Below are 24,329 nucleotides of genomic sequence, written 5' to 3'. Positions count from 1 at the left end.
CATCTACGTGTTCGGTAAATAAGCGGTTTTGGTAATGACTGTTTAATCGACAAAACGTTAAAATAGTCGACGAAATGCATGTTTGAAAATGTAGTTTTATGTTATTTCTTATAAATAATACTTTTATAGTGTAAGAAAAATCGTAAAATAACACTCAAAACGATCCGGTTTTTAGAGTTATAAGTATAAAAAACGTCTTATGAGTAAAAAATTCGCAAGAAAATGGAATGTGTGAGTGTGGTGATTTTGACGAGAAAATCCCAGAAGGAATGAGGTAAGGATTGGAATTTTTATAGACTAGAATTCTTTTTCAAGTAAAGTGACTTTATCGTAAACAAGAAAACTTTCGTATCCACGACGAAGCATATAGTCGCAGAATTTTTTTCGTTTTTTTAAGGTGTTTTTTTCGGTAATGCCATTCCAGCATCGTTCAGAAAGTTGGTCAAAAGTGGTCTCGTATTCTTCGGCTGTAATTTCTTTTAAAGCAAGCGTAATGTTGGTCGAAGAAATTTGTTTTGCTTTTAGTTCATTTGTAATTCGGATTCTGCCCCAGTGTTTAATACGGTGTTTGCCTCTGGCGAAGCTGCAGGCAAATCGTGTTTCGTTTAGAAAGTTAGTTTCAATCAGCTGAACTACAATCATATCAATTTCATCGGCCGTCATTTTGAGGCTGTACAATTTAGAAACTACTTCGGCATGACAACGTTCCTGATAGGCACAATAGTGTTCTAGTTTTAGTAAGGCCTCTTTTGGAGTGCAGATTGAATTCATGTGTTTTTTCTTTCTTTTTAACGGTTGCTGCTAAAAATAGTCATTTAAATGTTAAAAACACAACTATTTTTTTTGTTTTTCTCAAAAAAGTCTTCAGCTAAAATGTTGTATATGTGGGGAATTATAATATTTTTGTACGCAAAAATTAACAGTTTATTATGACCTTGTAAAACAGGTTTTTAGCCGTTATTATTTAAAAACAGAACATAAATAAACTGTGTTTTTTAATACAGTACGTTTTGTGTTTTGTTTGTAAAAACAAATTTAATCATAAATACCACATAGCCCCATGAATAGAAAACTACTATTAAGTTTTGTATTGTTTTTTACTTACCTTATAAATTATGGACAGTGTTCTGGTTATCCAAGTTTTGGAACGAGTCAGCGAGGAGCAGATCAGTTTTTTTGTATTGATGGAACAAGTCCTCTTACAGTTGGGACACTAAGAGCACAGGAGTATGTTGCTGTTAATGTGATTAAAGGATATAATTATACCTTTTCAGTGCCAGATATTTGGAGTGGAGGAACTACAGGACAGAATACTGAATATTTAGGGCTTTTTGACGATGCGGCACTAACGAATGGCGTTTTAGCTCAAAACAGTTGGATAAATGGTACCAGCATAACCTGGACAGCAACTTTTTCTGGTAAAATTAGAGTTTTACTGTTAAGAAATAACAATTGTTCAAGTACAGGAAACACTACGGCTACTACGCTTTCGATGACATTAAACACGGTAGCCAACACCAGTACCAGTACGATGGATTCTCAAACGGGCTATGGAGTAGGTTCATGGAAAGGATATATTTATAATTGGACAGGTACTCCTCCTCCCGGAGGCACTTCACCTGCGACTCTTTCTGAAACTACCTATCCATTTATTACGAATTCAGCAACAAATTATGCGGGATACTATGATGTTGGTTCAGATGTAATTCCGGTAAATTTTAATTTTGGAGCAAACAATGATACGAATTGTTTTGATGTGTATTCAGAAGGTAATGTCAGAGGAAGCATTGAAACACATAATTTTGCAGTACGTTATCGTATGACTTGGAATAAAGCTCCTGGTTGCTATTTTGTAAAGGTTACGGGTGATGATGGTGTTCGTTTGTATATAGACGACAATAGAGTTTTTGATCGATGGGTACAGCAAACGCCTACAAATTATGATTATATTTTAGTTAATCTTGAGGTGAATTCAAAACTTGTTTTAGATTATTATGAAAATACGGGTAATAATCAGTTAAGTTTCCAAACAATACCTTTTGATCCAAATGCCAATACAATAACAGCTCCGGCAACAACTAATTTTTGTTCAGGCGGAAATCCGGCGGTAATTGAGGGTTCTTTCAAGTATAATGATTCTGGGACAGAAATAGAAAATCCATATATTAATTATCAATGGATGGTTTCAACTAATGGAGCAAGTTATGCGAATGTTCCTTCTAACGGTAATTCAAGAACCTATGACCCTCCCGCAATTACTAATGCAACGGGAACTAATATAATAACAAAATACAAGCGAATTGCGACAATTAATGCGACTAATGCCTCGGGTGTGAATTGTGTATTTAATGAAAGTAATGAGGTTACCTTTGTTACAAGCCCGAGTCAACCGGCACAACCAGGACTAATTACGGGAGCAGCAACACAATGTACATCCGTTAATAATCAGATTTATAGTGTTGCCAGCGTGACTAATGCTGTTTCATATGAATGGACTGTACCATCGGGTTGGAACATTGTTAGTGGGGCAGGTACAAATTCAATTACAGTTAATATTGAATCTACTGGACAAAGCGGAAGTATTGTAGTTCGAGCATGGAATGGTTGCGGATTTGGTACAACAAGAACTTTTGGGGTAACAGTAAATGCCGGAAGTATCGGAGGAACAGTTACTGGGAGTTCTTCAAGTTGTTCGGCAACAAATAGTACTGTATTAACATTAAATGGACGTACCGGATCAGTAATTAGATGGGAATCTTCAACTGATGATTTTGCTACAGTAGTAAATGCGATATCAAATACTGCGGGAACTTATACAGCTACAAATGTAGCGTCAACAACAAGTTACCGTGCTGTAGTTCAAAATGGAAGTTGTCCAATTGCTTATTCTTCTTCAGCCTATGTTACAATAAACAGAGTATTAACAACTGATGCGGCAGTATGTAAGGGAGGTAGCGGCAGTATGATGGCAAATCCGTCGACAAATTTGGGACTTGTAATTGCAGGTTTGTGGACAAATACAAATCCACTTGCAGCCAGACCAAATGGAACGACATCATGTAGTTTTCCCGGAGGCAATAATAGATATTATGTTGCCAGCAGTTTTCAGGTAACAGTTTCGGGAACATATACTTTTGAAATGAATCCTGATAATACTTATGATGGTATGGGGTATATCGTTTCCGGTGCTTTTGTACCTGGTAGCTGTTCTACTGGCAGTTTCATTGGAGGAGATGATGATAGTGGAAGTGACCGTGAACCTTTAATGACGGTTACATTGAATGCAGGAACAATTTATACGCTAATATCAACTACCTATGATGGCCCAATTACGACAGGAGGATTTTCCTGGAAAATCACGCCTCCATCTGGAGGAAAAATTAGTACCGGGGTGAATTGGTATAAGGATGCAACAGGTGGAAATGCTATAGCTACAGGGGCTTCTTTTAATCCTGTTGGTGTTGTGGGATCAGGATTAATAGATACAAATACCGTGGGGACTACTTCTTATTTTGCTGCATTTGCGAGTAACACAAGTTGTAGAGTTCAGGCTAATTTTGTGATAAATCCACTTCCGGCGACACCTGCAGTTGGTACAGTTACCCAACTAACCTGTACAACTTCTGGTAGTATTGCTTTAAGCGGACTTCCTTCCGGCGGTACTTTAACAAGATCACCCGGAGCAGTAGTTGTGCCTTATACAGGAACAGCTATTACAGACGTTAATCTTGGGGAAGGAACGTATACCTACACGGTTGGAAATGGTACCTGTACATCTTTGGCGACCGCGGGGATTGTAATTAATCCGCTTCCCGTCGCGACCTATAACAATGGTTGGGATACTCCTACGACAGCAGGTAAGAAACTTATTTTTGCCACAAATTTTACGTCAACAGGAGATGTGACCGGATGTTCTTGTGAAGTTAATTCCGGAGCAAATGTTATAATAGCGGTCGGGCATACTTTAAATATTACCAATGATGTTAAAGTACTTAGTGGTGGTACAATGACTTTTAAAAATACAGCAAGTTTAGTGCAAAAGAATAACGTAACCAATACTGGCGATATTACTTATGAGCGAACCACTCCTCCTATATTGCTAAAAGATTATGTGTATTGGTCTACTCCGGTAAGCCCTCAAAAATTGGTAGATCTTTCGTCTTTAACGCCTAGCACTATGTATTACGGTTTCGATGGTACACAATGGGTGCGAATGAACAGGAATGATAATATGGTGGTAGGTAAAGGGTATATTATTCGTGCCCCGTCCAATTATTCGAATAGCTCTAAGACAGCTTATCCGGCAAGTTTTAAAGGAGTTCCGAATAATGGAAATATAGAAACAGAAATGTTGGCTTCAGGAAAAAGTTATTTGATAGGGAATCCGTACCCGTCTGCTTTAAGTGGAGAGAGGTTTGTTTCAGAGGGCATAGAAGGGTTTATAAAAACAAATGAAAATGTAATAAATGGAACCCTTTATTTCTGGACGCACAACACACCGGCAAAACCTGTTGCAAGTAATCAATATACTACGGATGATTATGCTTCATTCAATCTGCTTGGATCAACAAAAGCGAATTCGGGTGGTGATAAGCCAACCGGAGAAATTGCAGCTGGGCAGTCATTTTTTCTAACCACTAAGGCTGCTGGAAAAATATTGTTTACTAACGCAATGCGTTTAGGAGCGGTTGATAACGGACAGTTTTTCAGGCCTGCAAATACTTCAAGAAAAAGTACTATCGAAAGACATCGTATCTGGTTAAACTTGATCAGTACAACTGGAGCTTTCAAACAATTATTGCTAGGTTATGCAGAGGGGGCATCCAACGATTATGAAACTCTATACGACGGATTAACTCTTGATGGTAACCAGTATTTGGATTTTTATACGATAAGTGATACGAAGAAACTTGTAATTCAGGGACGTGCGTTGCCTTTTACAGATTCAGATGTTGTTCCTTTAGGTTACCGAACTGCTGTAGCGGGCGATTTCACGATTTCGATAGACGAAGCAGATGGTAAATTAGAGAAGCAGGTAATTTATGTTGAAGATAAAACGACAGGAGTTATTCATGATTTAACACAAAGCAATTATACTTTTAAAACAGAAGTGGGGAACTTTACAGAACGTTTAGTATTGCGTTACACCGGAAAAACTTTAGGAGTCGGAGACTTTGAAAATGTTAAAGACGGGATCTTAGTTTCGATAAAAAATAAAGTAATTGCGATACAATCTTCTCAGGAAAATATCAAGGAAGTTACAGTGTATGATGTGTCAGGAAAGATTCTTTACAATAAAAAGAAGGTGAGCAATACAGAACTACAAATTCAGAATTTGCCTTCATCCAATCAGGTTTTATTGGTTAAGGTAACTTTGGCAAATGATTTTACAGCTACAAGAAAAATTATATTTCAATAAACTATAAATAATAGTTCATTTCAAAAAGAATCCATTCCGTTTTTCGGAATGGATTCTTTTTTTGCTTAAAAAAGATTTTTAAAATATCACTGAAATCAGGTATTGCAAGTCTCAGACAGAGTATTTATTTTTGAGTTAATTCTTACAATATGTATTAACTTGAATTTTGTATTTTGATAAAAAAAATAATCTTTTCTCTGATTTTGGTTGGCTATTTACATAGTCCGGCACTTTGTGCGCAACAAGGTAAAGTAGATATCTCTTTCAACACAGTTGATGACGGACAGAAAGGAGATGGTTTTGATAATATTGTGCGGACAGTATCTTTACAATCGGATCAAAAACTTATTGTCGGTGGAGATTATTTGAGTCTCAATGGAATTTCGACCCACTACTTAACCCGCTTAAATTTGGATGGCAGTATCGATGAAACATGGAATACAGGAACAGGTTTCAACGGTAAAGTTTATACCAGTTACATCCAGCCCGATGGCAAAATAATCGTAGGGGGTAGTTTTACTTCTTTTAATGGAATCAGTTCCGGAAGGCTTATCAGATTAAACAGTGATGGGACTTACGATTCAACTTTTGATACTACCGTTGCTGCCACTGCAGGTATTATTTATAACATTTGCCCACAAAGCGATGGTAAAATAATTATAACCGGAAGTTTTACAAAATATAATAATAGTACGGTAAACCGAGTAGCGCGCATTCTATCAAATGGGAGCTTAGATCCTTCTTTTATTACAGGATCAGGCTCTTCGGCAAATATTACAAATGCAATTATTTTGTCCGATGGTAAAATCTTGCTGACAGGTAATTTTACTGTTTTTAATACTATTGCAGCCAACAGAATAGTGTGTTTACTTCCGAATGGCAAAGTTGATATTGATTTTAATGTTGGAATGGGTTTTAACGAAGACGTAAACACGATTGTTATCCAATCAAATGGGAAAATTATTCTGGGAGGAAAATTTACAAGCTATAATGGATTTACCGCTAACCGAATTATCAGATTGAATCGGGATGGTAGCATAGATAATGATTTTATAGCCGGTTCTGGTTTTAGCGGGGATGCTGTAGAGGTTATTAAAAACGATTCTAATGGTAATATTATGGTAGGAGGATCGTTCACTGGCTTTTATAATGGAACTGCAGTGAATAGAATTTGTTTGTTAAATTCAAATGGAATTCTTCAAACGGATTTTGGTATTGATTCGGGGCCGGGATCAGGATCAGTTTTGGCTTTGGCAAACGACACAGAAAATTCCTGGTATGTTGCCGGTTCGTTTTCGGCTTTTGATAGTCTGAATCAGGGAAGATTGGTAAAAATTAATGGAGATGGAGAACATGTAGAAGGATATTTGTCAGCTGGAGTTGGTTTTGATAGCTCTGTTTTGAACGTGCTGCCTCTATCGGATAAAAAGACATTGGTACTTGGGAATTTCAGGAAGTTCAACGGAAATTTTAGTTCACGAATAGCAAGGGTTTTAGCTGATGGGACTTTCGATGCAACTTTTAATTCCGGACAGTCAGGTGCTAATAATGGGGTAAGATCTGGGATATTACAATCAGATGGAAAGATCATTTTCGGTGGGAATTTTACAAAGTACAACGAAATTACCTGCAATAGAATCGTCCGGATTTTGCCCGATGGAGCAATAGATAATACTTTTAATATAGGTTCGGGATTTAATGGGCTGGTATATGCCATTGCTATTCAATCTGATGAGAAAGTAATTGTCGCAGGTAACTTTACAAGTTATAACGGGGCGCCGGCTGGAAGAATAATTCGATTGCTGCAAAACGGTTTACGTGATGTTAGTTTTAACTCGGGTGTTGGTGTCGATGGAGTTGTCGAGACAATAGTTGTGCAACCCGACGATAAAATAATAGTAGGAGGTCGATTTAATAGTTTTAATGGCAATGCATCTCCCAGATTGGTTCGTCTAAATTCTAATGGTAGCGTCGATTCAGGGTTTAAAACAGGGATAGGTTTTGATAAAAATGTTTACACAATTGGACTGCAATCCGATCAGAAAATAGTAGTAGGGGGGTCATTTTTGAGTTACAACGGAACCTCACAAAAACGCATTACCCGACTAAATAGAGATGGGAGTTTAGATGTGCTTTTTGAGAATGGTACTGGTTTTAGTAAAGGCGATGTTCGTAGTATTTTAATTCAGCCGGACGATCGTATTTTGGTAGGCGGAACCTTTTCCGGAACCTATAAATCCAATACAGCTTTACGACTACTGCGTTTGAAAAAATCTGGGGACTACGATTCTTCATTCGAAAGCCAGCTTAACAATAGTCTCTTTGCAATGGGTTTTACACCAGATTATAAGTTGATTATTGGGGGAAATTTCAACTCAATATCAGGCGTTTCAAAACATAGAATTGCGCGAATCAAACTTTGTTTAGATGCAACAGTATGGGATGGAGGTATTTGGTCCAATGGTTTTCCGTCGGGAGGAAAAGAAATAGAATTCAAAGGCGATTATGAAAATCTAACTTCTGCAAATGTGTGCAGTTGTGTAATCGATAAAGGGAAAAAGGTTACACTTTTAAATGGGAATACTTTAGGAATCGAACTTTTATATGCGGGTGAAGGGATTTTAACAATGGAGGATTCTGCAAGCCTATATCAGTCTGATGACGACATCGTAAATACAGGTGTCGTTCATTTAAAAAGAAATTCAACTCCCATACGAAAATCGGATTATACGTATTGGTCATCTCCTGTAGACTTACAAAAATTAATAGAGGTATCTCCCAAGTCACATTCAGAAAAATTTTATTCATACAACTATGGGGATAAAAAATGGAATCGGGAGAATCCCACAAATATAATGCTTCGTGGAAGAGGATACATTATTCAGGGACCACAAGATTTTTCCACGACAGTACCGTTAGAATTTGAAGCGACCTTTAAAGGAATACCAAGTAATGGTAAAATTGAGATTAAATTAGGAATCTCCGATAGCTTCAATTTAATTGGAAACCCCTATCCATCTTCTCTCAATGCGGATGTTTTTTTGGCAGAAAACAAATCAAAAATTAAGGGGACACTTTATTTTTGGACACATAATACACCGCTTACCAATTATAAATATACTTCCGATGACTATGCAGTTTACAATTTACTTGGCGGTGTAGGAACAAGAAAAGCCATCGCATCAGGAATTAATGAAACAGTTCCTGATGGAACGATCTCCTCAGGACAGGCTTTTTTTGTCAATAGTAAAGGTCCGATGGAAATAGAATTCAATAATAGTATGCGGCTTACGGGAAGAAACTCGACATTTTTTAAACAAGCAGATAAGATTTCGGATAGAAATATCAAAAATGCAATTGAAAAGCATCGTATATGGTTGAATTTTCAGAACGATGACGGTATTTTTAAACAAATTTTGATTGGTTATATTGGGGATGCAACAAATAGTTACGACATAGATTATGATGCAGAATCAATAAATGGAAACCAGTTTGTTAATTTTTATAGTAGGGTTGAAAGTAAGAACTTGGTAATTCAGGCCAGAGCATTGCCTTTTGTTCAAACGGATTCAATTCCGCTTGGTTATGAAACTACTGTTGCAGGAAAATTTAGTATTAGCATTGATCATCAGGATGAATTTTTCAAGAAGTTGAATGTCTTTGTAGAAGACAAAGATTTGAAGATAAAGCATAATTTAAGTCATAGTTCTTATTCATTTGCTACTCAGCCGGGAACTTTTAATGAACGTCTTGTATTAAGCTTTATAGATGAGTCTTTATTGAGAAACGGTTTTGAGGATAAAAAACAAGATATTTTTATCTCAGTTCAGGACAGAGTCGTTAAAGTGACTTCTACACAGGAACTAATCAGTGAAATAATCATTTTTGATATTTTAGGAAAACAACTGTATCAAAAAGAGAATATTGAAAATCTGGAATTTCAAGGGGCTAAATTCAATTCAAACAACCAGGTTTTGATACTAAAAATCAAATTGAAAAACGGAAAAATGATAACCCGAAAAATTTTGCTTTAAAGATATGTTGGGTTTCTTTTAATTCCTGTTGTTTGTTTTCAATGAACTATTGTTTTCGTAAATAAGGACTTTTAGGTTTCTTTTTTGCGATCTGAAAGGTAATATCGCATTTTTTTAAGTAATAATTTTTATAGTTTTAAAAGAGTACTTTGGACGTGATCCCCTGTGTTTATTGGTAAAGTGTTGTTTGTTAGTGTTTTGTGTGATCGGATAAGTGTTAAAATCGCACAGTTTAATCAAAAACAGTTGTCTTCATTGTAAATAAAATCGTACCTTGTTGTTACTTTACGATTGAAATGCTTAAAAGCCTGTTAAGTTAATTTTTATCCTTTGCTATTAAAACGATATGGAATAGAGTGTCCATTAGTTTTTATCTGCCTAAAATACTGATTGCGAATTTAAATGCCCCATTAAATGAAACAAAAAGTACTTTCCACATCAATATTTTATTTGTGTCTTCAGGATTAGTCTATCCTGTGCATTGTTGTTTTATTTTTTGAGGTATTTAAAAATTACTTTGATCAGATTTCTGTCTGATTGAGAAGTTCTGTTTTTAAATATTAAAAAATACCACGATGAGAAAATATTTACTTACACTTCAGTTATTTGCATTCCCTTTGTTTTTTTATGCACAGACTAAAACAGTCTCTTTTTCAAGTGTTGGAACAAGTAGTTTTTATGTTCCTGCGGGTGTATCATCAGTAACTATGAGCGCCTGGGGAGGCGGTGGAGCCGGAGGTGGCTCAACTGTTCCGGGTCTGTCTTTACAGAGAGCTGCCGGAGGAGGAGGAGGAGGGGCTTTTGCAGGGGGTACCTACTCTATGAGCATGTCTATTCAAACGACCTTGTCGATTACGGTTGGTAAAGGAGGTGCAGGAGCTTTGTCAGCTAATGGAGGTGCTGGCGATAATTCCTCAATTACAGGTTATGTAACGGCACTTGCAGGAAATGGTGGGATTGTCAATAATGGTACAGTCACCAATCCGGCAGGAGGCGCCGGAGGATTAGCTTCAGGATCTACAGGAGCAACTAAAGTCGACGGAGTAAGTGGTGGAGCCGGTGAGACACTTTTACCTGCTGTAACCGGAGCCGGAGGAGCCGGAGGTACTAGCGGGGCAGATGTCGGAGGAGCCGGAGGGGCGAGTATTACAGGTTTACTAGCCAATAGTAATGGTAATCCCGGAACTCAGCCAGGAGGTGGTGGGAGTGGTGGAAAATCGGCACTTTTAGGTTCCGCTTCAACAGGGGGAGCCGGAGGAACCGGAAAAGTTGTGATTGTTTATACTTGTCCAACTTATAGTCTAACAAGTATATCAGCCTCGACCGTAAATATTTGTACCGGAACATCGTCAACAATAACCCTAAATGGTAGTTTACCGGTAGGAGCATATAGTGTTGCTTATCAGGTAGGCGGAGTAACTCAGACACCGGTAAGTATGACTGTAAGTACAAGTGGAACTAGTACTTTTACAGCTCCCGGATTTTCAGCTTTAGGAAGTAAAAGTTTAACAGTTACATCTTTAACTTCTGGAACAAGTGGCAATGCTGCCGATAATTGTGCTTCAACTATCAGTGCAAATAATACTACTTCAGTAAATGTAACATCATCCGGAACAGCTCCTGTTGCTTTAGCAGGAACCGGAGCAACCTGTACCCAGATTACAGCAAATTGGCAATCTGTTTCGGGATCAAATTATTACACATTGGATCTTTCGACAGATATTAATTTCGGAAGTTTTGTTGGAACCTATAACGGTTTGAATGTTGGAAATGTTTTAACGGTAAATATTACAGGTTTAAGCAATGCGACTACTTATTATTATAGAGTTCGAGCATTTAACGGTACCTGTTTGAGTGCTTATTCGAATACCGTAACTTACAAACCAGCTGTTTCTCCGGGTAATGTTGTATTGCAGGCAGCCACGAATACTTTTTGCACTGCATTTACGGCAAATTGGAGTGCGGAAGTCAATGCGGTGAGTTATCTGTTAGATGTCTCTCTTGCGAATACATTTGCCAGTTTTGTATCAGGATATAATGCTCTTGATATAGGAAATGTGACGACCTATACAGTGACCGGACTGACTGTAGGTACAACCTATTATTACAGACTCAGATCAAAGAATGGTTGTGGAACCAGTGCTACTGGTACCGCAACAGTACAAAATATAACGACGACTACTCAGCCAGGCACACCACTTAATGATCCGGTGGTTCAGCCCACCTGTGATGTTCTGACGGGTACTGTCGTTTTGAAGAATTTGCCAAACAGAAACGATTATACGATTACTCAAACTGGTTCGTTCTCCAATACTTATTCGGGAGGTGTAGGTGCCGATTGGACTAAATATACCATTACAGGCCTGGCTCCCGGTACATATAATTTTACGGTACAATATCCGGGCACCTGCGCTTCTATGTCATTGTCGAGTATTGTTGTAAATGCTTTGGCAACGAATACCTATACAATTGCAGGAGGATGGTCGCTTGGAACGCCAACAACAAGCCAGAATGTTGTTTTTGCAGATGATTTTTCTTCGTCCGGAGACGTGAATAGTTGTGGTTGTACGATAAATGCCGGAAAAAAAGTAACCATAAATAGTTCAAATACGTTAACAGTTAAGAATGCACTAATTGTAGATTCGGGAGCAGGTACTTCTTTGACTTTCAAAACCAGTTCAAGTTTGTTTCAGGTGAATACTGCAGTTAACTCAGGAAGTGTTTTTTATGAGCGAACAAGTCCCGGGATCTTAAAAAAAGATTATCTGTATTGGTCAACTCCCGTAAATCCTCAAAGATTAATTGATCTTTCATCTGGAACAGCAGCAACAAAATATTATGGTTTTGATGGCACACAATGGGTAGTTACCGATAGAACCACTAATATGGTAGTAGGCAAAGGGTATATCATTCGTGGCCCGGAGACCTATTCGAATACTATTAAAGCACCTTTTACGGGAATTTTTTCAGGAGTTCCGAACAATGGAAGTTTGGAAGGAGAATTTTTAAGTTCGGGAAAAAGTTATTTAGTAGGAAATCCTTATCCATCTGCTTTAAATGCCGATGCTCTTCTGAGCGGAAACAGTTTACTGGGTGGAACCATTTATTTTTGGACACACAATACGCCTGTACAGTTAACCTATACAAATCAGTATACAACCGATGATTATGCTTCTTATAATTTAAGTGGCGGAGTTTCTGCTAAATCAGATCCATTACATAGTGATATTCCGGCCAATGATAATGGAATTAAACCAACGGGTAAAATAGCAGCGGGACAATCATTTTTTGTAACTACTATAGCCGCAGGGAAAGTACAGTTTAACAATTCGATGCGGGTAGCAGGAAATAATAATCAGTTTTTTAAATCTGAAAACACATCAAAAGAAACGGCTCTGGTAAAAAAACGTATCTGGTTAAACATGACCAATACATCCGGGGCCTTTAAACAGTTACTTGTAGGGTATATTGAGGGAGCTACGAATGAGTATGATGCCAACTATGACGGAATTAGTTTTAATGCTAATCCTTATCTCGATTTTTACAGTATAGCTAACGGGAACAATTATGTAATTCAGGGAAGGGCTTTGCCTTTTGTTGATACCGATCTCGTTCCGTTAGGGTATCGTACTACAATCGCGGGTGAATTTACGATTTCGATTGACGAAGTAGACCTTAATATGAACGAACAGCCGATTTATATCGAAGATAAAGTAATGGGCGTAATTCATGATTTAAAACAGAGTAATTACACTTTTACAACCGCAATAGGAACTTTTGCAGATCGACTGGTGTTGCGTTATAAAGGAAAAACGTTAGGCACCGATGATTTCGAAAACCTGCAGAATGCCATTTTTGTTTCAGTCAAAAATAGAATAATAAACGTGATGTCATCAAATGAACAGGTTAAAGAGGTCTCAGTTTTTGATGTGTCGGGGAAATTGATGTACAACAAAAAGAAAATTAGCAATAAAGAATTACAAATACCAAATCTGGCACCAGGGAATCAGATGGTACTGGTAAAAGTGACGTTAGAAAATGATGCTACACGAACTAAAAAAATAGTTTTTTAGATAATTAATAGAAAAAGCAGTTGCAAACTGAAATTTTGCGACTGCTTTTTAAACAATCAGAAAAGGCTTTCAGAAAGGTTTTTGCAGATTTTGATTGGTATTTTGAATTGCTTTTTCATTTTTATAATCAATCCATTTTTGACCTTTGAATTTGCGCATCATAATATCAAAGTTACGCATGATAAAAACATTGTAAACAGCTTTCGATAAGTTTATAATATTTTTAGGAAAAGCTCTTAGGCTCATCGAAAAACCAGGTGTTAAATACTTCATGTAATGCCAGTACCCTTCAGGCATGTATAACATTTCACCGTGTTTTAGATTGGTGATAAATCCTTGTGTCTTTTTTAGAGCTGGGAATTTTTCGTAATCAGGATTGTCAAAATCTATATCTTCTCTTGAAATTAAAGCGTGGGGCACTTTATACATATATTTAGACTGATCCGGAGCAAAGAGCATGCATTGTTTTTCTCCATGAAAATGAAAGTGTAAAATGTTAGAGTAATCAATATCATAATGCATGAATACACGTGCCTTTTCTCCACCAAAAAAAAGCATAGGCATTTGTTTGACCAGATTTAAACCTATATCCGGCCATAGAAAGTCCTCTTTTAAAGACGGGACTTCTTTCATTAAATTATAAAGAAAAATGCGATAATTGGTTGGCTTCGATTCCAGAAGATGAATGTAATCGCTCATTTTCATGGTAGTATGAGCTTCATTAAATCCGTCTTCATGATTTACGGGTCTGTCATCGTATAAGGGAACGATGATGTTTCCTGCGACTTCGTTGATATAAGATAATTTCCATCTTTGATAAGCTGGCCAGTCTTCGGTCAATTCTTCAACAACAACAGGAATTTGCTTTTTTACATATTGGGAAATAAAATCTGCTTTTGAAATTTTTTTTACCCGTTCGATTTGTTTTAACTTCATCTCTCTTAAATAAAAAAATTGCTTATAACACATGTTATAAGCAATTTAAAAATATTTATCGAGATTTATGAACTCTTTTTCTTAATTTTTTGATTTGACAGAAGCCTCAAGGTTTCTATCAATTGTATGTCCCGGTCTTGACCATTTTGGTTTCTCGCCTAGAGGAGCAAACTGTGAATCAGATGCTTCAACGGTTTTAGGCTGCGAAACTTTTGTAAATGGTTTTTGTGGATTCAATCCTAACATTTCGAACATTTTCATGTCTTCATGAACATCAGGGTTTGGTGTAGTAAGCAATTTATCACCTGCAAAAATAGAATTTGCACCCGCGAAAAAGCACATTGCCTGTCCTTCACGGCTCATATTTGTTCTTCCTGCAGACAAACGAACCTGTGTATCCGGCATTACAATTCTTGTTGTAGCGACCATACGGATCATTTCCCAAATTTCAACTGGCTTTTCCTCTTCCATTGGAGTTCCTTCAACAGCTACAAGGGCATTAATTGGTACAGATTCAGGTTGAGGGTTTAAAGTAGAAAGCGCGACAAGCATTCCGGCTCTGTCTTCAATACTTTCTCCCATTCCGATAATTCCACCACTACAAACTGTCACATTCGTTTTACGAACATTTTCTATCGTTTGCAAACGGTCTTCGAAACCACGTGTTGAAATAACATCTTTATAATATTCTTCAGAAGTATCTAAGTTGTGGTTGTAAGCATATAAACCAGCTTCAGCCAAACGTTGTGCCTGATTTTCGGTAATCATACCTAAGGTACAGCAAACCTCCATGTCAAGTTTATTAATGGTACGAACCATTTCTAAAACCTGATCAAATTCTTCGCCATCTTTTACGTTTCTCCAGGCAGCTCCCATACATACACGAGACGATCCGCTTGATTTTGCACGTAAAGCCTGTGCTTTAACCTGACTAACACTCATTAAATCATTTCCTTCAACTCCGGTGTTATAACGAGCAGCTTGTGGGCAATACCCACAGTCTTCCGGACAGCCTCCGGTTTTGATTGAAAGTAAAGTAGATACCTGAACTACGTTAGGATCATGCTTTTGTCTGTGAATTGTTGCTGCTTCGTACAGCAAGTCCATCATAGGTTTATTATATATGGCGATTATTTCGTCTTTTGTCCAATTGTGTTTTGTAATGCTCATTGATGCAGTTTTTTGATGCTCCAAAAGTAGTTAAATTGTTCCAATCAACCAATGCCCAATCCTGTAAATGAATATTTGACAGATAATTTCAAAAAAGAAACACTCTAAAATCATAGAATTGTAATTTTTTATGATTTTAGAGTGCTAAATAGTTTGATTTATTTTGAAAAATTAATCGGCTGCATATTTATTATTCCAGTACAACATCATCATCAGCGTGACGATTACTGAGGAAGCAATTCCTTCAAATAGTAAGCAGATGCAGTAGGTTGGTACAGAAGGATTTCCGCCAAACATAAATGTTTCTGAAAGTGTTTTTACATAAGCATCTCCACCTCTGGCATAACTATAAACTAACAATCCAAAAACGCTTAAAGCTACACCAACAACAGAGGTTGCCATTGCTGAAACTGCATTCGACACAAAATTAGTTTCGCCTTCATGAAGGTTCATTCGCATTGTTTTATTTACACCATAAAATATAAAAAAGACATTCAGGGTTCGCAAATAGAATAAATGCGCCAAACCTAATACGTTCATCAATAAAAAGTAAATTCCGATTCCAAGGAAAATCAGAAAACCGTTGGTAATTTCTTTAGGTAATTTCATAGTGGTTATTTTTAAAGAAGTTAATAGCAAATATTTGATAGACAGAGTTCTATATCAAATTTACTAAAAAAATAACTACGATGATTTAAAAATGGTGAAAAGTATGTTTCAGCTTACTATTTAAAAAACAGAACGGATGACTTCAGTTAAGAGAAGGAGTAATTCAAAATAATTTTGTCAGCGCACAAGCTTGTAATCCTAATAGACGAGTAAAGGAATAATTTAATCTTCCGGTAAGGGATTAGATTTTAATTTGCAAAGAGAAAGCTTGTCAAACTCTGTTTAAAAATGCCAAAGCATCTTTTTTGTCCTGATTTAATTGTTCTTTTAATAAATCGACAGAACCAAATTTTTGTTCTTCGCGGAGGTGTTGCAATAGCGAAACTTCAATTTTTTTGCCGTAAATGTCAGCATCAAAATCAAAAAGATTCACTTCGATAGTTTGTTTTTGTCCGTTAACCGTTGGATTAAAACCAATATTCATCATTCCAAAAACCTCTTTTTGATCAATTAGAGCTTTAACGATGTAAACACCAGCTTTTGGGATTAACTTATAATCTTCATCAATTTGTATGTTGGCAGTTGGAAAACCTATAGTTCTACCTAATTGTTTGCCTTTAACGACTTCACCCGACAAAAAGTAGCTGTAGCCCAGATAATTGTTGGCTAAGGTCATATTTCCTTCGTTCAGTGCTTTTCTGATTTTGGTTGAACTTACAGAAACGTCCTGGATTTCCTGAGCTGAAATTTGTTCAACTTCAAAACCATATTCAAGACCAAAAGCAATTAAATCATCAATATTAGCGGTTCTGTTTCTGCCAAAGCGATGATCATGTCCAATAATTATTTTCTGAATATGAAACTGATCTACCAAAATGGAATGAACAAACTCTTCAGCGGTTAATCTTGAGAAACTTTCGTTAAAAGGATGAATCACAAGATTTTCAATTCCGGTCGCTTCCAGAAGTTTTGATTTTTCGGCAATGGTATTCAAAAGTTTTATTTCTGATTTTTCCTGTAATACCATTCTTGGATGTGGAAAAAAGGTAAGGACTAAACTTTCATACTTTCCATTTTCGGTGTTTTGGGTAATGCGTTCCAGAATTTTTTTATGACCAATATGTACACCATCAAATGTTCCAAGAGTTAAAATTGTTTTCTTGGTGGACTGAAAATCGTTTATAGAATGAAAGAGCTTCAAAACAAATAATTTAAGATGGTGCAAATTTATACTATCTATTTTAAATTTGATACTAAGGCTAATTGATTTTTTAATCTCAAGCCGTTACTTTTTGTGAAAATGGGACAACTTGTAGACCAAAAAGCATTAATTGTCTGTGATAAGTGTAAAATTTCGGTTTTATTAACGTAATTTTGGTATACTGTTATTTCCAAAATATGAGAAAAAATCTACTTTTTTTATTTTTTATTTTTTGCTGTGCAAATATGTATGCCCAAAGTGATGTTTTGTGGCAGAAAGTGAGTGCGGTTTCTTCAAGTAAGAGAGGAATCTCGTCTGACTCTGGGCGGTTGTACTATAAACTGAATTCAGATTTTTTGAAATCAAGACTTGCTGCAACTACTAATAAATCAGAAAAAAGTGCTTCGACAGAAATTACGATTCCTAATGCCAGTGGTGTCTTGGAACGCTTTTCAGTTTCGGAACATTCGAATTTTGAACCTGAGTTGCAGGCAAAATATCCTGAAATCAGAGCTTATGAAGGACGTGGTTTAGATGATAAAACGGCTAAAGTTTATTTTAGTGTGGCACCGATTGGAATCCAGACTATGGTACTCCGTGCCGATAGACCAGCGGAGTATATAGAACAAAATCAGGATGATAAGTCTTCTTATGTTTTGTTTACCAATACTGATGCGGCTGCCAAATCTCAATTAGACTGTAAGACACTGGACACTGCGTTGAATAAAAGCTCCTCATCAAATACTGCAAAGTCGGCAGCAAACAATAAAGTTTTCAAAACCCTGCGATTGGCGTTGTCCTGTACTGGAGAATACACTGCTTATTTTGGAGGCACAAAAGCGGGCGCGGTAGCTGGAATGAACGCTACTTTGTCTAGAGTAAATGGGGTTTTTAATAAAGATCTTGCCGTGGGAGTAGTTTTAATTGCAAATAATGATGCCATAATTTATACAAATGCACTAACTGATCCTTATTCTGATCCAACAAGAGGGACCTCAAGAGATCCTTCAGATGGTAATGATTATTGGAGTAAAGAAGTTCAAAGCACTTTAACAAGTGTGATTGGAGAAGCTAATTATGATATCGGACATTTGTTTGGACACGATGGAGGCGGAGGTAATGCAGGCTGTATAGGTTGTGTTTGTAGTAGTCCAACGCCATCAGAAGCGATGGGAAAAGGAAGTGCTTATACGTCACCATCTGATAAAAAGCCGGAAGGCGATACCTTTGATATTGATTTTGTAGCGCACGAAATTGGACATCAATTAGGAGCAAATCATACTTTTTCCTATGATGCGTCAGAAAGAACAGGTTTAAATGTTGAGCCGGGAAGTGGCTCAACCATTATGGGGTATGCGGGAGTATCTAAGGGATATGATGTTCAAAGTAATTCAGATGATTATTTTGCTTATGCAAGTATTTTGCAAATTCAGAATACTCTTGCCGGAAAGAGTTGTCCTGCTAATACGGTAATTACCAATAATCCTCCAACTGTCGATGCAGGTTTAGATTATACAATTCCAATGAGCACACCTTTTGTTTTAGTTGGCTCAGGTTCTAGTTCAGTTGGTACGATTACCTATACGTGGGAACAATTTGATAGTGCAACATCATCATCAACCGCGAACAGCAACAGTATTGCTTATCCCACAAAACCAAACGGCCCTTTGTTTAGATCTATAGTACCGGGAAGTTCACCTGTTCGTTATATGCCCGATTTAAACACCGTGCTTCTGAATAAACTAACCACGACCTGGGAATCTGTCTCTTCGGTTGCAAGAACATTGCATTTTACGCTAACGGCAAGAGACAATGGAGGATTAGGAGCTGCACAGACGAATACAGATACTATGATTGCAACTGTTGTAACTAATGCAGGGCCATTTACAGTTACTTCACAAAACACCAGCGATATAAGCTGGCAAATAGGATCGAGTCAAACAGTAACCTGGGCAGTAAATAATACCAACACCCTACCGGGATCTTCATCGGTAAACATTAAATTGTCTCTGGATGGAGGTTTGACATACCCTGTAATTTTAGCCTCAAATACACCAAATGATGGTTCGCAGTTGATTCAGGTTCCTGGCAGTGTAACTGCTTCAACTAATTGCAGGATTAAGGTTGAACCAACCGCAAATATTTATTACGCAATAAACAGTAAATCATTTGCAGTGGGTTACAGCTCTACTACCACTTGTGATTCTTATAGTTTTGGGAATTCTTTTGCAATTCCGTCCGGAACTAGTTTTACGGCCAAAACAGTAAATGTACCGGCATCAACCGGAAAAGTTTCCGATGTCAATGTTTTGGTTAATGTAACACACGATAAGCTTTCTGATCTCGAAATACAAATGGTAAGTCCGCAGGGTACAGTTGTGAATTTGTATAATAATAAAAGTTGTGGAGGGATAAATTCTAGCTTAATACTTCAGTTTGATGATGCCGGATTTACTTTAGATTGTTCCAAAGTAACAAGTCAGATTGTTATTCCTGTAGATGCATTGAGCGCTTTTAATGGTCAGGATCCAAAAGGAACCTGGAGTTTTAGAGTTCGTGATGCGGTTTCAGGTAATTTTGGAACGATCAATTCAGCATCCTTAAATATTTGCAATCAAACATTTACTTTAGGAGAAATAGATCTTGAAAATGTAGCGTTTACGTTATATCCAAATCCAAATAAGGGAAGTTTTACGATTCAGTTTTCAAGTGATTCGATCAATAGGGTTCAAGTTTATGTTCATGATATTCTTGGTAAACAAGTGTATTTTAACTCATATGATAAAACGCCTTATTTTAATCAAAATATTCAGTTATCCGGAGTCTCTTCGGGGATGTATTTGGTGACCGTGATTGACGGTGATCGCAGAACGGTTAAGAAAATAATTGTGAACTAGAGAAAGAATAAATTCCAATAAAAAAATCCAAATTCCAAGAACTATCAACGAACAGTTTTTGGAATTTGGATTTTTTTATTGGAATTTAATACTAAGAGTTTGCCATTGCTATGCAAATAATACTGATTTTAGCGCCCGGAATTTTTTGTAAAGCCCTAGAGCAGGCCTCAAGTGTGGCCCCCGTAGTGAGTACATCATCAACGATTAAAAAATGCTTGTTGTGATTTCCTTCTGAAAATTGGACATCAAAGATGTTTTCAATATTCTCAGATCTTCCTAAAAGATTTTTCTTAGATTGGGTTTTTGAATATTTCTTTCGATACAATAAAGTACAATCATAAGTAATCTCTAAGTTTTTAGACAAAGTCTTCCCAAAAGCAGTAATCTGATTATAGCCTCGTTCTTTTAGTTTTCTGCGGTGTAGAGGCACTGGAATGATAACGTCAAAAGGAGATTCTAAGTTTAATTTTTTTAAGTCTTCGGCGTACCAGTTTCCTAATACAGTTCCGATTTCTTCATGACCTTTGTACTTAAGATTGTGGATAAGCTCCTGAACAATTCCTTTTTTGTTGAAATATAAAAATGCCGATGCATGCTGAATATCGATTCTGCCGTAAAATTTCTTTAGAGCTTCGTTTTTTGGATCTAAATGGTGTTGAGTAAGAGGTAATTCATGACGACAGCTTGTGCATATAATAGTTTCACCACTGCGTAAAAGCATGTGACATCCGACGCAGACTTTAGGAAAAAAGAGGTTGATAAGATAATTAAACACAAATAGAGAGAATTTAGTTACAAAAATAACCAAATCATTACTTCAAACTTTATTATTTTTCTTTTTTTTAAACGTACTTTTTATATTTTTGCATCACTATGGCAAAACAAGAAGATATATTTAAGAATGTGGTTTCGCACGCAAAAGAGTACGGATTTATTTTTCCGTCAAGCGAAGTATACGATGGATTGAGTGCAGTGTATGATTATGCACAAAATGGTGTCGAGTTAAAAAAGAATATTCGTGAATATTGGTGGAAATCAATGGTTCAGATGAATGAAAATATTGTTGGTTTAGATGCTGCAATATTAATGCATCCAACAACCTGGAAAGCTTCAGGCCACGTTGATGCGTTCAATGACCCATTAATTGATAATAAAGATTCAAAGAAAAGATACAGAGCCGATGTTTTGGTAGAAGATTATGCAGAAAAACTTAATCTGAAAGCTAAAAAAGAAATTGAAAAAGCAAGCGCTCGTTTTGGAGATGCTTTTAATGAGCAGGAATTTGTTACAACAAATGCCCGTGTAATTGAATATCTGGCTAAAGAAAAAGAAATCAGAGAGCGTCTGGGGCGTTCTTTGGGCAATGGAGATTTAGAAGATGTAAAAGCATTAATTGAAGAATTAGAAATTGCTGATCCTGAAACAGGGTCTAAAAACTGGACAGAAGTTCGTCAGTTCAACTTAATGTTCGGAACGAAATTAGGAGCTTCTGCAGATTCTGCAATGGATTTATATTTACGTCCGGAAACTGCGCAAGGTATTTTTGTAAATTTCCTGAATGTTCAAAAATCAGGTCGTATGAAAGTTCCTTTTGGAATTGCTCAAACGGGTAAAGCATTTAGAAATGAAATTGTTGCGAGACAATTTATTTTCCGTATGCGTGAATTTGAACAAATGGAAATGCAGTTTTTTGTACGTCCGGGTGAAGAAATGAAATGGTACGAGCACTGGAAACAAACACGTTTAAACTGGCACTTATCTTTAGGATTAGGAAAAGATAATTACCGTTTTCACGATCATGAAAAATTAGCGCATTATGCAAATGCAGCCGCAGATATTGAGTTCAACTTCCCATTCGGATTCAAAGAATTAGAAGGGATTCACTCTCGTACTGATTTTGACTTGAAAGCACACGAAGAATATTCAGGAAGAAAACTGCAATATTTTGATCCAGAATTAAACGAAAACTATGTGCCGTATGTAGTAGAAACTTCTGTTGGTTTAGATCGTATGTTTTTAGCTGTTTTTGCAACTTCATTACAAGAAGAGGTACTGGAAGACGGTTCAACAAGAACAGTGTTGAAATTACCGGCTGTTTTGGCACCAACAAAAGCGGCTGTATTGCCTTTAGTTAAAAAAGACGGTTTACCTGATATCTCTAAAAAAATCATAGAAGATTTAAAATGGGATTTCAATGTAGCTTATGATGAAAAAGATGCAGTAGGTCGTCGTTACAGAAGACAGGATGCCCTTGGAACGCCGTTTTGTATTACGGTAGATCATCAAACCATCGAAGATGAAACAGTAACGATTCGTCACAGAGATACAATGAAACAAGATCGTGTGAAGATTTCAGAATTGAAAGATATAATTGAAAACGAAGTTTCAATGAAAAACTGGTTGATGAAAATGTAAATTTTGTCATACTTTAATATAAAAGCCCAAATTCCATAAGGAGTTTGGGTTTTTTTTAATGTCAAATAGTGTATTTTGGCGACTATTTCTGCATTTCACCCTTTTGTGTTAACATTTGTTTGTAACATATTAACAATGAAATAGTAGAATAATCGAAATTCGTATTTTTAATTGCGAATAAATTACTAGATAAAAATCTTTTAAAAAAGATTGATGAAACTAAAGGGGTAGTTGTAGGGGGTTCATGAAAAATCAACAAAATGTAAGATTGAAAAAGTATTCGTATATTATCATTGATGATGATGTGGAAAGTATTTTGAAAACCAGAACAATTGCAGAAGGTTTTTCAGAATTGACTTTCGCGGGATCGGCTGCGAATTACCAATTGGGTCTGAATTTGGTTTTAGAACACCGGCCCTGCCTTATTTTTTTAGAAATTGCTCCCAAAGATTTATCCAGTAATTTGTCACTGGCCTTTATAAATGAATTGCATCGTTTCTTATTCCTTATCCCTAAGATAGTTATTACGACGGCAAAGAAAGAACTTGCTTTTGAGGCCATTCAGTATGGTGTTTTTGGCTATATATTGAAGCCAGTCCTGCGGTCTGATGTATTGAAGACTATTCTAAAACTCGAAAAAACACTTCCTGTAAACGATTCTGATCCAATTGAAGAAGACAGTACTCCATTGAGCGAGTTGTTTGCAAAACCCGTTAAAGATACAGAGCAGCCACTTATATTATGCGTGAAATCGTATGGTGATTATCGGTACATCAATGCCAATGATATCAGTTACTTTCAGGCAGATAACAACTCGACAGATATTTATTTGAATTCCGGCGAAATGATAACGGCTTTTAAAACACTAAAACATTTCGAAAGTATTTTGTCACATCCTTTTATTCGGATTCACAATAGTTATATAATCAATCAGAATTATATTGCTAGGATTCATAGCGGAAACTCAACTTGCTATATTAGAAATTCTTCCAAAAAAATCCCATTTTCAAAAACCTATAAATCAAATGTTGATTTAATTATTGCCGATTTTGCTGTAGGAAATTATTTAGAAGTCTAAAAATTAGGTAATTACATTGATTTGCCCCCCATTGACTAGTAATTGGGTATGTTTTACCATAAACCTGTTTTTTCATATTAATTTTTTTTAAATGTGGGCTTAGTTTTACACCATGATTCGCACAAAGCGATGATTCTCCAAAACAAAAAATCAAACATTTAATACCCTCAGATCATGAAAAAAACAGCTTTAGTATTAGGAATATTTTCTTTAGTAATGGTAGCAACTTCATTTGTAAATCCTGCAACAGTCTTGAATAATAAAAATTGTATCGCTACTGATGGTAGTGGAGGACAAAAAACAGGAGGAACAGGTACTAGAAAACAAGATGTTCTGAGTGCACAAATTCAATTAAAAAGTTTTGCTGCTGTTAGTCAATCAACAAGAACTACAATAAAATTGGATTAAGTATATAAAAGTATAAATAAATAGGAGGCTGTCTTTTTAGACAGCCTTTTTTTATGTCTATAGTTTTAGTATTTTTGATAAAAATCAAA

13 protein-coding genes are annotated in these 24,329 nt (G+C 36.4%); 7 read left to right on the top strand and 6 right to left on the bottom strand.

The genetic code is table 11. From position 1 onward, the window contains the following. Positions 1-297: 297 nt before the first annotated feature. On the bottom strand, positions 298-771 hold the full coding sequence (locus FLA105534_RS05945) for a regulatory protein RecX (protein ID WP_173965116.1): 474 nt from the start codon (positions 769-771) through the stop codon (positions 298-300). Positions 772-1,060: 289 nt separating this feature from the next. On the opposite strand from FLA105534_RS05945, the gene FLA105534_RS05940 reads away from it, so the two are divergent. The 3 genes from FLA105534_RS05940 (at position 1,061) to FLA105534_RS05930 (ending at position 13,526) form a co-directional block, all read left to right on the top strand. Next, entirely contained in the window at positions 1,061-5,419 is a 4,359-nt protein-coding gene (locus FLA105534_RS05940) for a T9SS sorting signal type C domain-containing protein (RefSeq protein ID WP_173965115.1), read from the top strand. 173 nt (positions 5,420-5,592) lie between these two features. Next, complete coding sequence (locus FLA105534_RS05935; protein ID WP_246253174.1) at positions 5,593-9,453, top strand: T9SS sorting signal type C domain-containing protein; 3,861 nt, start codon at positions 5,593-5,595, stop codon at positions 9,451-9,453. Between the two features lie 575 nt (positions 9,454-10,028). Continuing rightward, entirely contained in the window at positions 10,029-13,526 is a 3,498-nt protein-coding gene (locus FLA105534_RS05930; protein ID WP_173965114.1) for a T9SS sorting signal type C domain-containing protein, read from the top strand. A 69-nt stretch (positions 13,527-13,595) separates the two neighbouring features. Here FLA105534_RS05930 and FLA105534_RS05925 read toward each other — a convergent pair whose 3' ends face one another. From FLA105534_RS05925 to FLA105534_RS05910, 4 genes are all read right to left on the bottom strand, one after another. Beyond that, a complete protein-coding gene (locus tag FLA105534_RS05925; protein ID WP_173965113.1) occupies positions 13,596-14,462 on the bottom strand; it encodes a cupin-like domain-containing protein in 867 nt (288 codons plus the stop codon). Between the two features lie 81 nt (positions 14,463-14,543). Next, positions 14,544-15,632, bottom strand: a complete 1,089-nt coding sequence (gene bioB, locus FLA105534_RS05920; RefSeq protein WP_173965112.1) for a biotin synthase BioB — start codon at positions 15,630-15,632, stop codon at positions 14,544-14,546. A gap of 171 nt (positions 15,633-15,803) precedes the next feature. After that, a complete protein-coding gene (locus FLA105534_RS05915) occupies positions 15,804-16,241 on the bottom strand; it encodes a hypothetical protein (protein WP_017497388.1) in 438 nt (145 codons plus the stop codon). Between the two features lie 271 nt (positions 16,242-16,512). Next, positions 16,513-17,442, bottom strand: a complete 930-nt coding sequence (locus FLA105534_RS05910; RefSeq protein WP_173965111.1) for a bifunctional riboflavin kinase/FAD synthetase — start codon at positions 17,440-17,442, stop codon at positions 16,513-16,515. Positions 17,443-17,798: 356 nt separating this feature from the next. Between FLA105534_RS05910 and FLA105534_RS05905 the strand changes: the two genes are divergently transcribed. Continuing rightward, positions 17,799-20,339 (top strand): zinc-dependent metalloprotease, encoded by a 2,541-nt coding sequence (locus tag FLA105534_RS05905; protein ID WP_246253173.1) that lies wholly within the window; start codon positions 17,799-17,801, stop codon positions 20,337-20,339. Positions 20,340-20,430: 91 nt separating this feature from the next. On the opposite strand, the gene FLA105534_RS05900 is transcribed toward FLA105534_RS05905, so the two are convergent. Continuing rightward, on the bottom strand, positions 20,431-21,114 hold the full coding sequence (locus FLA105534_RS05900) for a ComF family protein (RefSeq protein WP_246253172.1): 684 nt from the start codon (positions 21,112-21,114) through the stop codon (positions 20,431-20,433). Between the two features lie 98 nt (positions 21,115-21,212). Between FLA105534_RS05900 and FLA105534_RS05895 the strand changes: the two genes are divergently transcribed. The 3 genes from FLA105534_RS05895 (at position 21,213) to FLA105534_RS05885 (ending at position 24,240) form a co-directional block, all read left to right on the top strand. Next, the gene (locus tag FLA105534_RS05895) at positions 21,213-22,754 is read left to right on the top strand and encodes a glycine--tRNA ligase (protein ID WP_173965109.1); all 1,542 of its coding nucleotides are present in this window, start codon (positions 21,213-21,215) and stop codon (positions 22,752-22,754) included. A gap of 268 nt (positions 22,755-23,022) precedes the next feature. Next, positions 23,023-23,832 carry a LytR/AlgR family response regulator transcription factor gene (locus FLA105534_RS05890; RefSeq protein ID WP_173965108.1) on the top strand — a complete coding sequence of 270 codons (810 nt, stop codon included), beginning with the start codon at positions 23,023-23,025 and terminating at the stop codon, positions 23,830-23,832. Positions 23,833-24,006: 174 nt separating this feature from the next. Beyond that, complete coding sequence (locus FLA105534_RS05885) at positions 24,007-24,240, top strand: hypothetical protein (RefSeq protein ID WP_173965107.1); 234 nt, start codon at positions 24,007-24,009, stop codon at positions 24,238-24,240. The last annotated feature ends 89 nt before the right edge of the window (positions 24,241-24,329 follow it).

This window comes from Flavobacterium collinsii (assembly GCF_902804485.1).
Classification (GTDB): Bacteria; Bacteroidota; Bacteroidia; order Flavobacteriales; family Flavobacteriaceae; genus Flavobacterium; species Flavobacterium collinsii.
The sequence above is the reverse complement of the archived record's forward strand: the minus strand, read 5'-3'. Positions and strand labels throughout refer to the sequence as shown.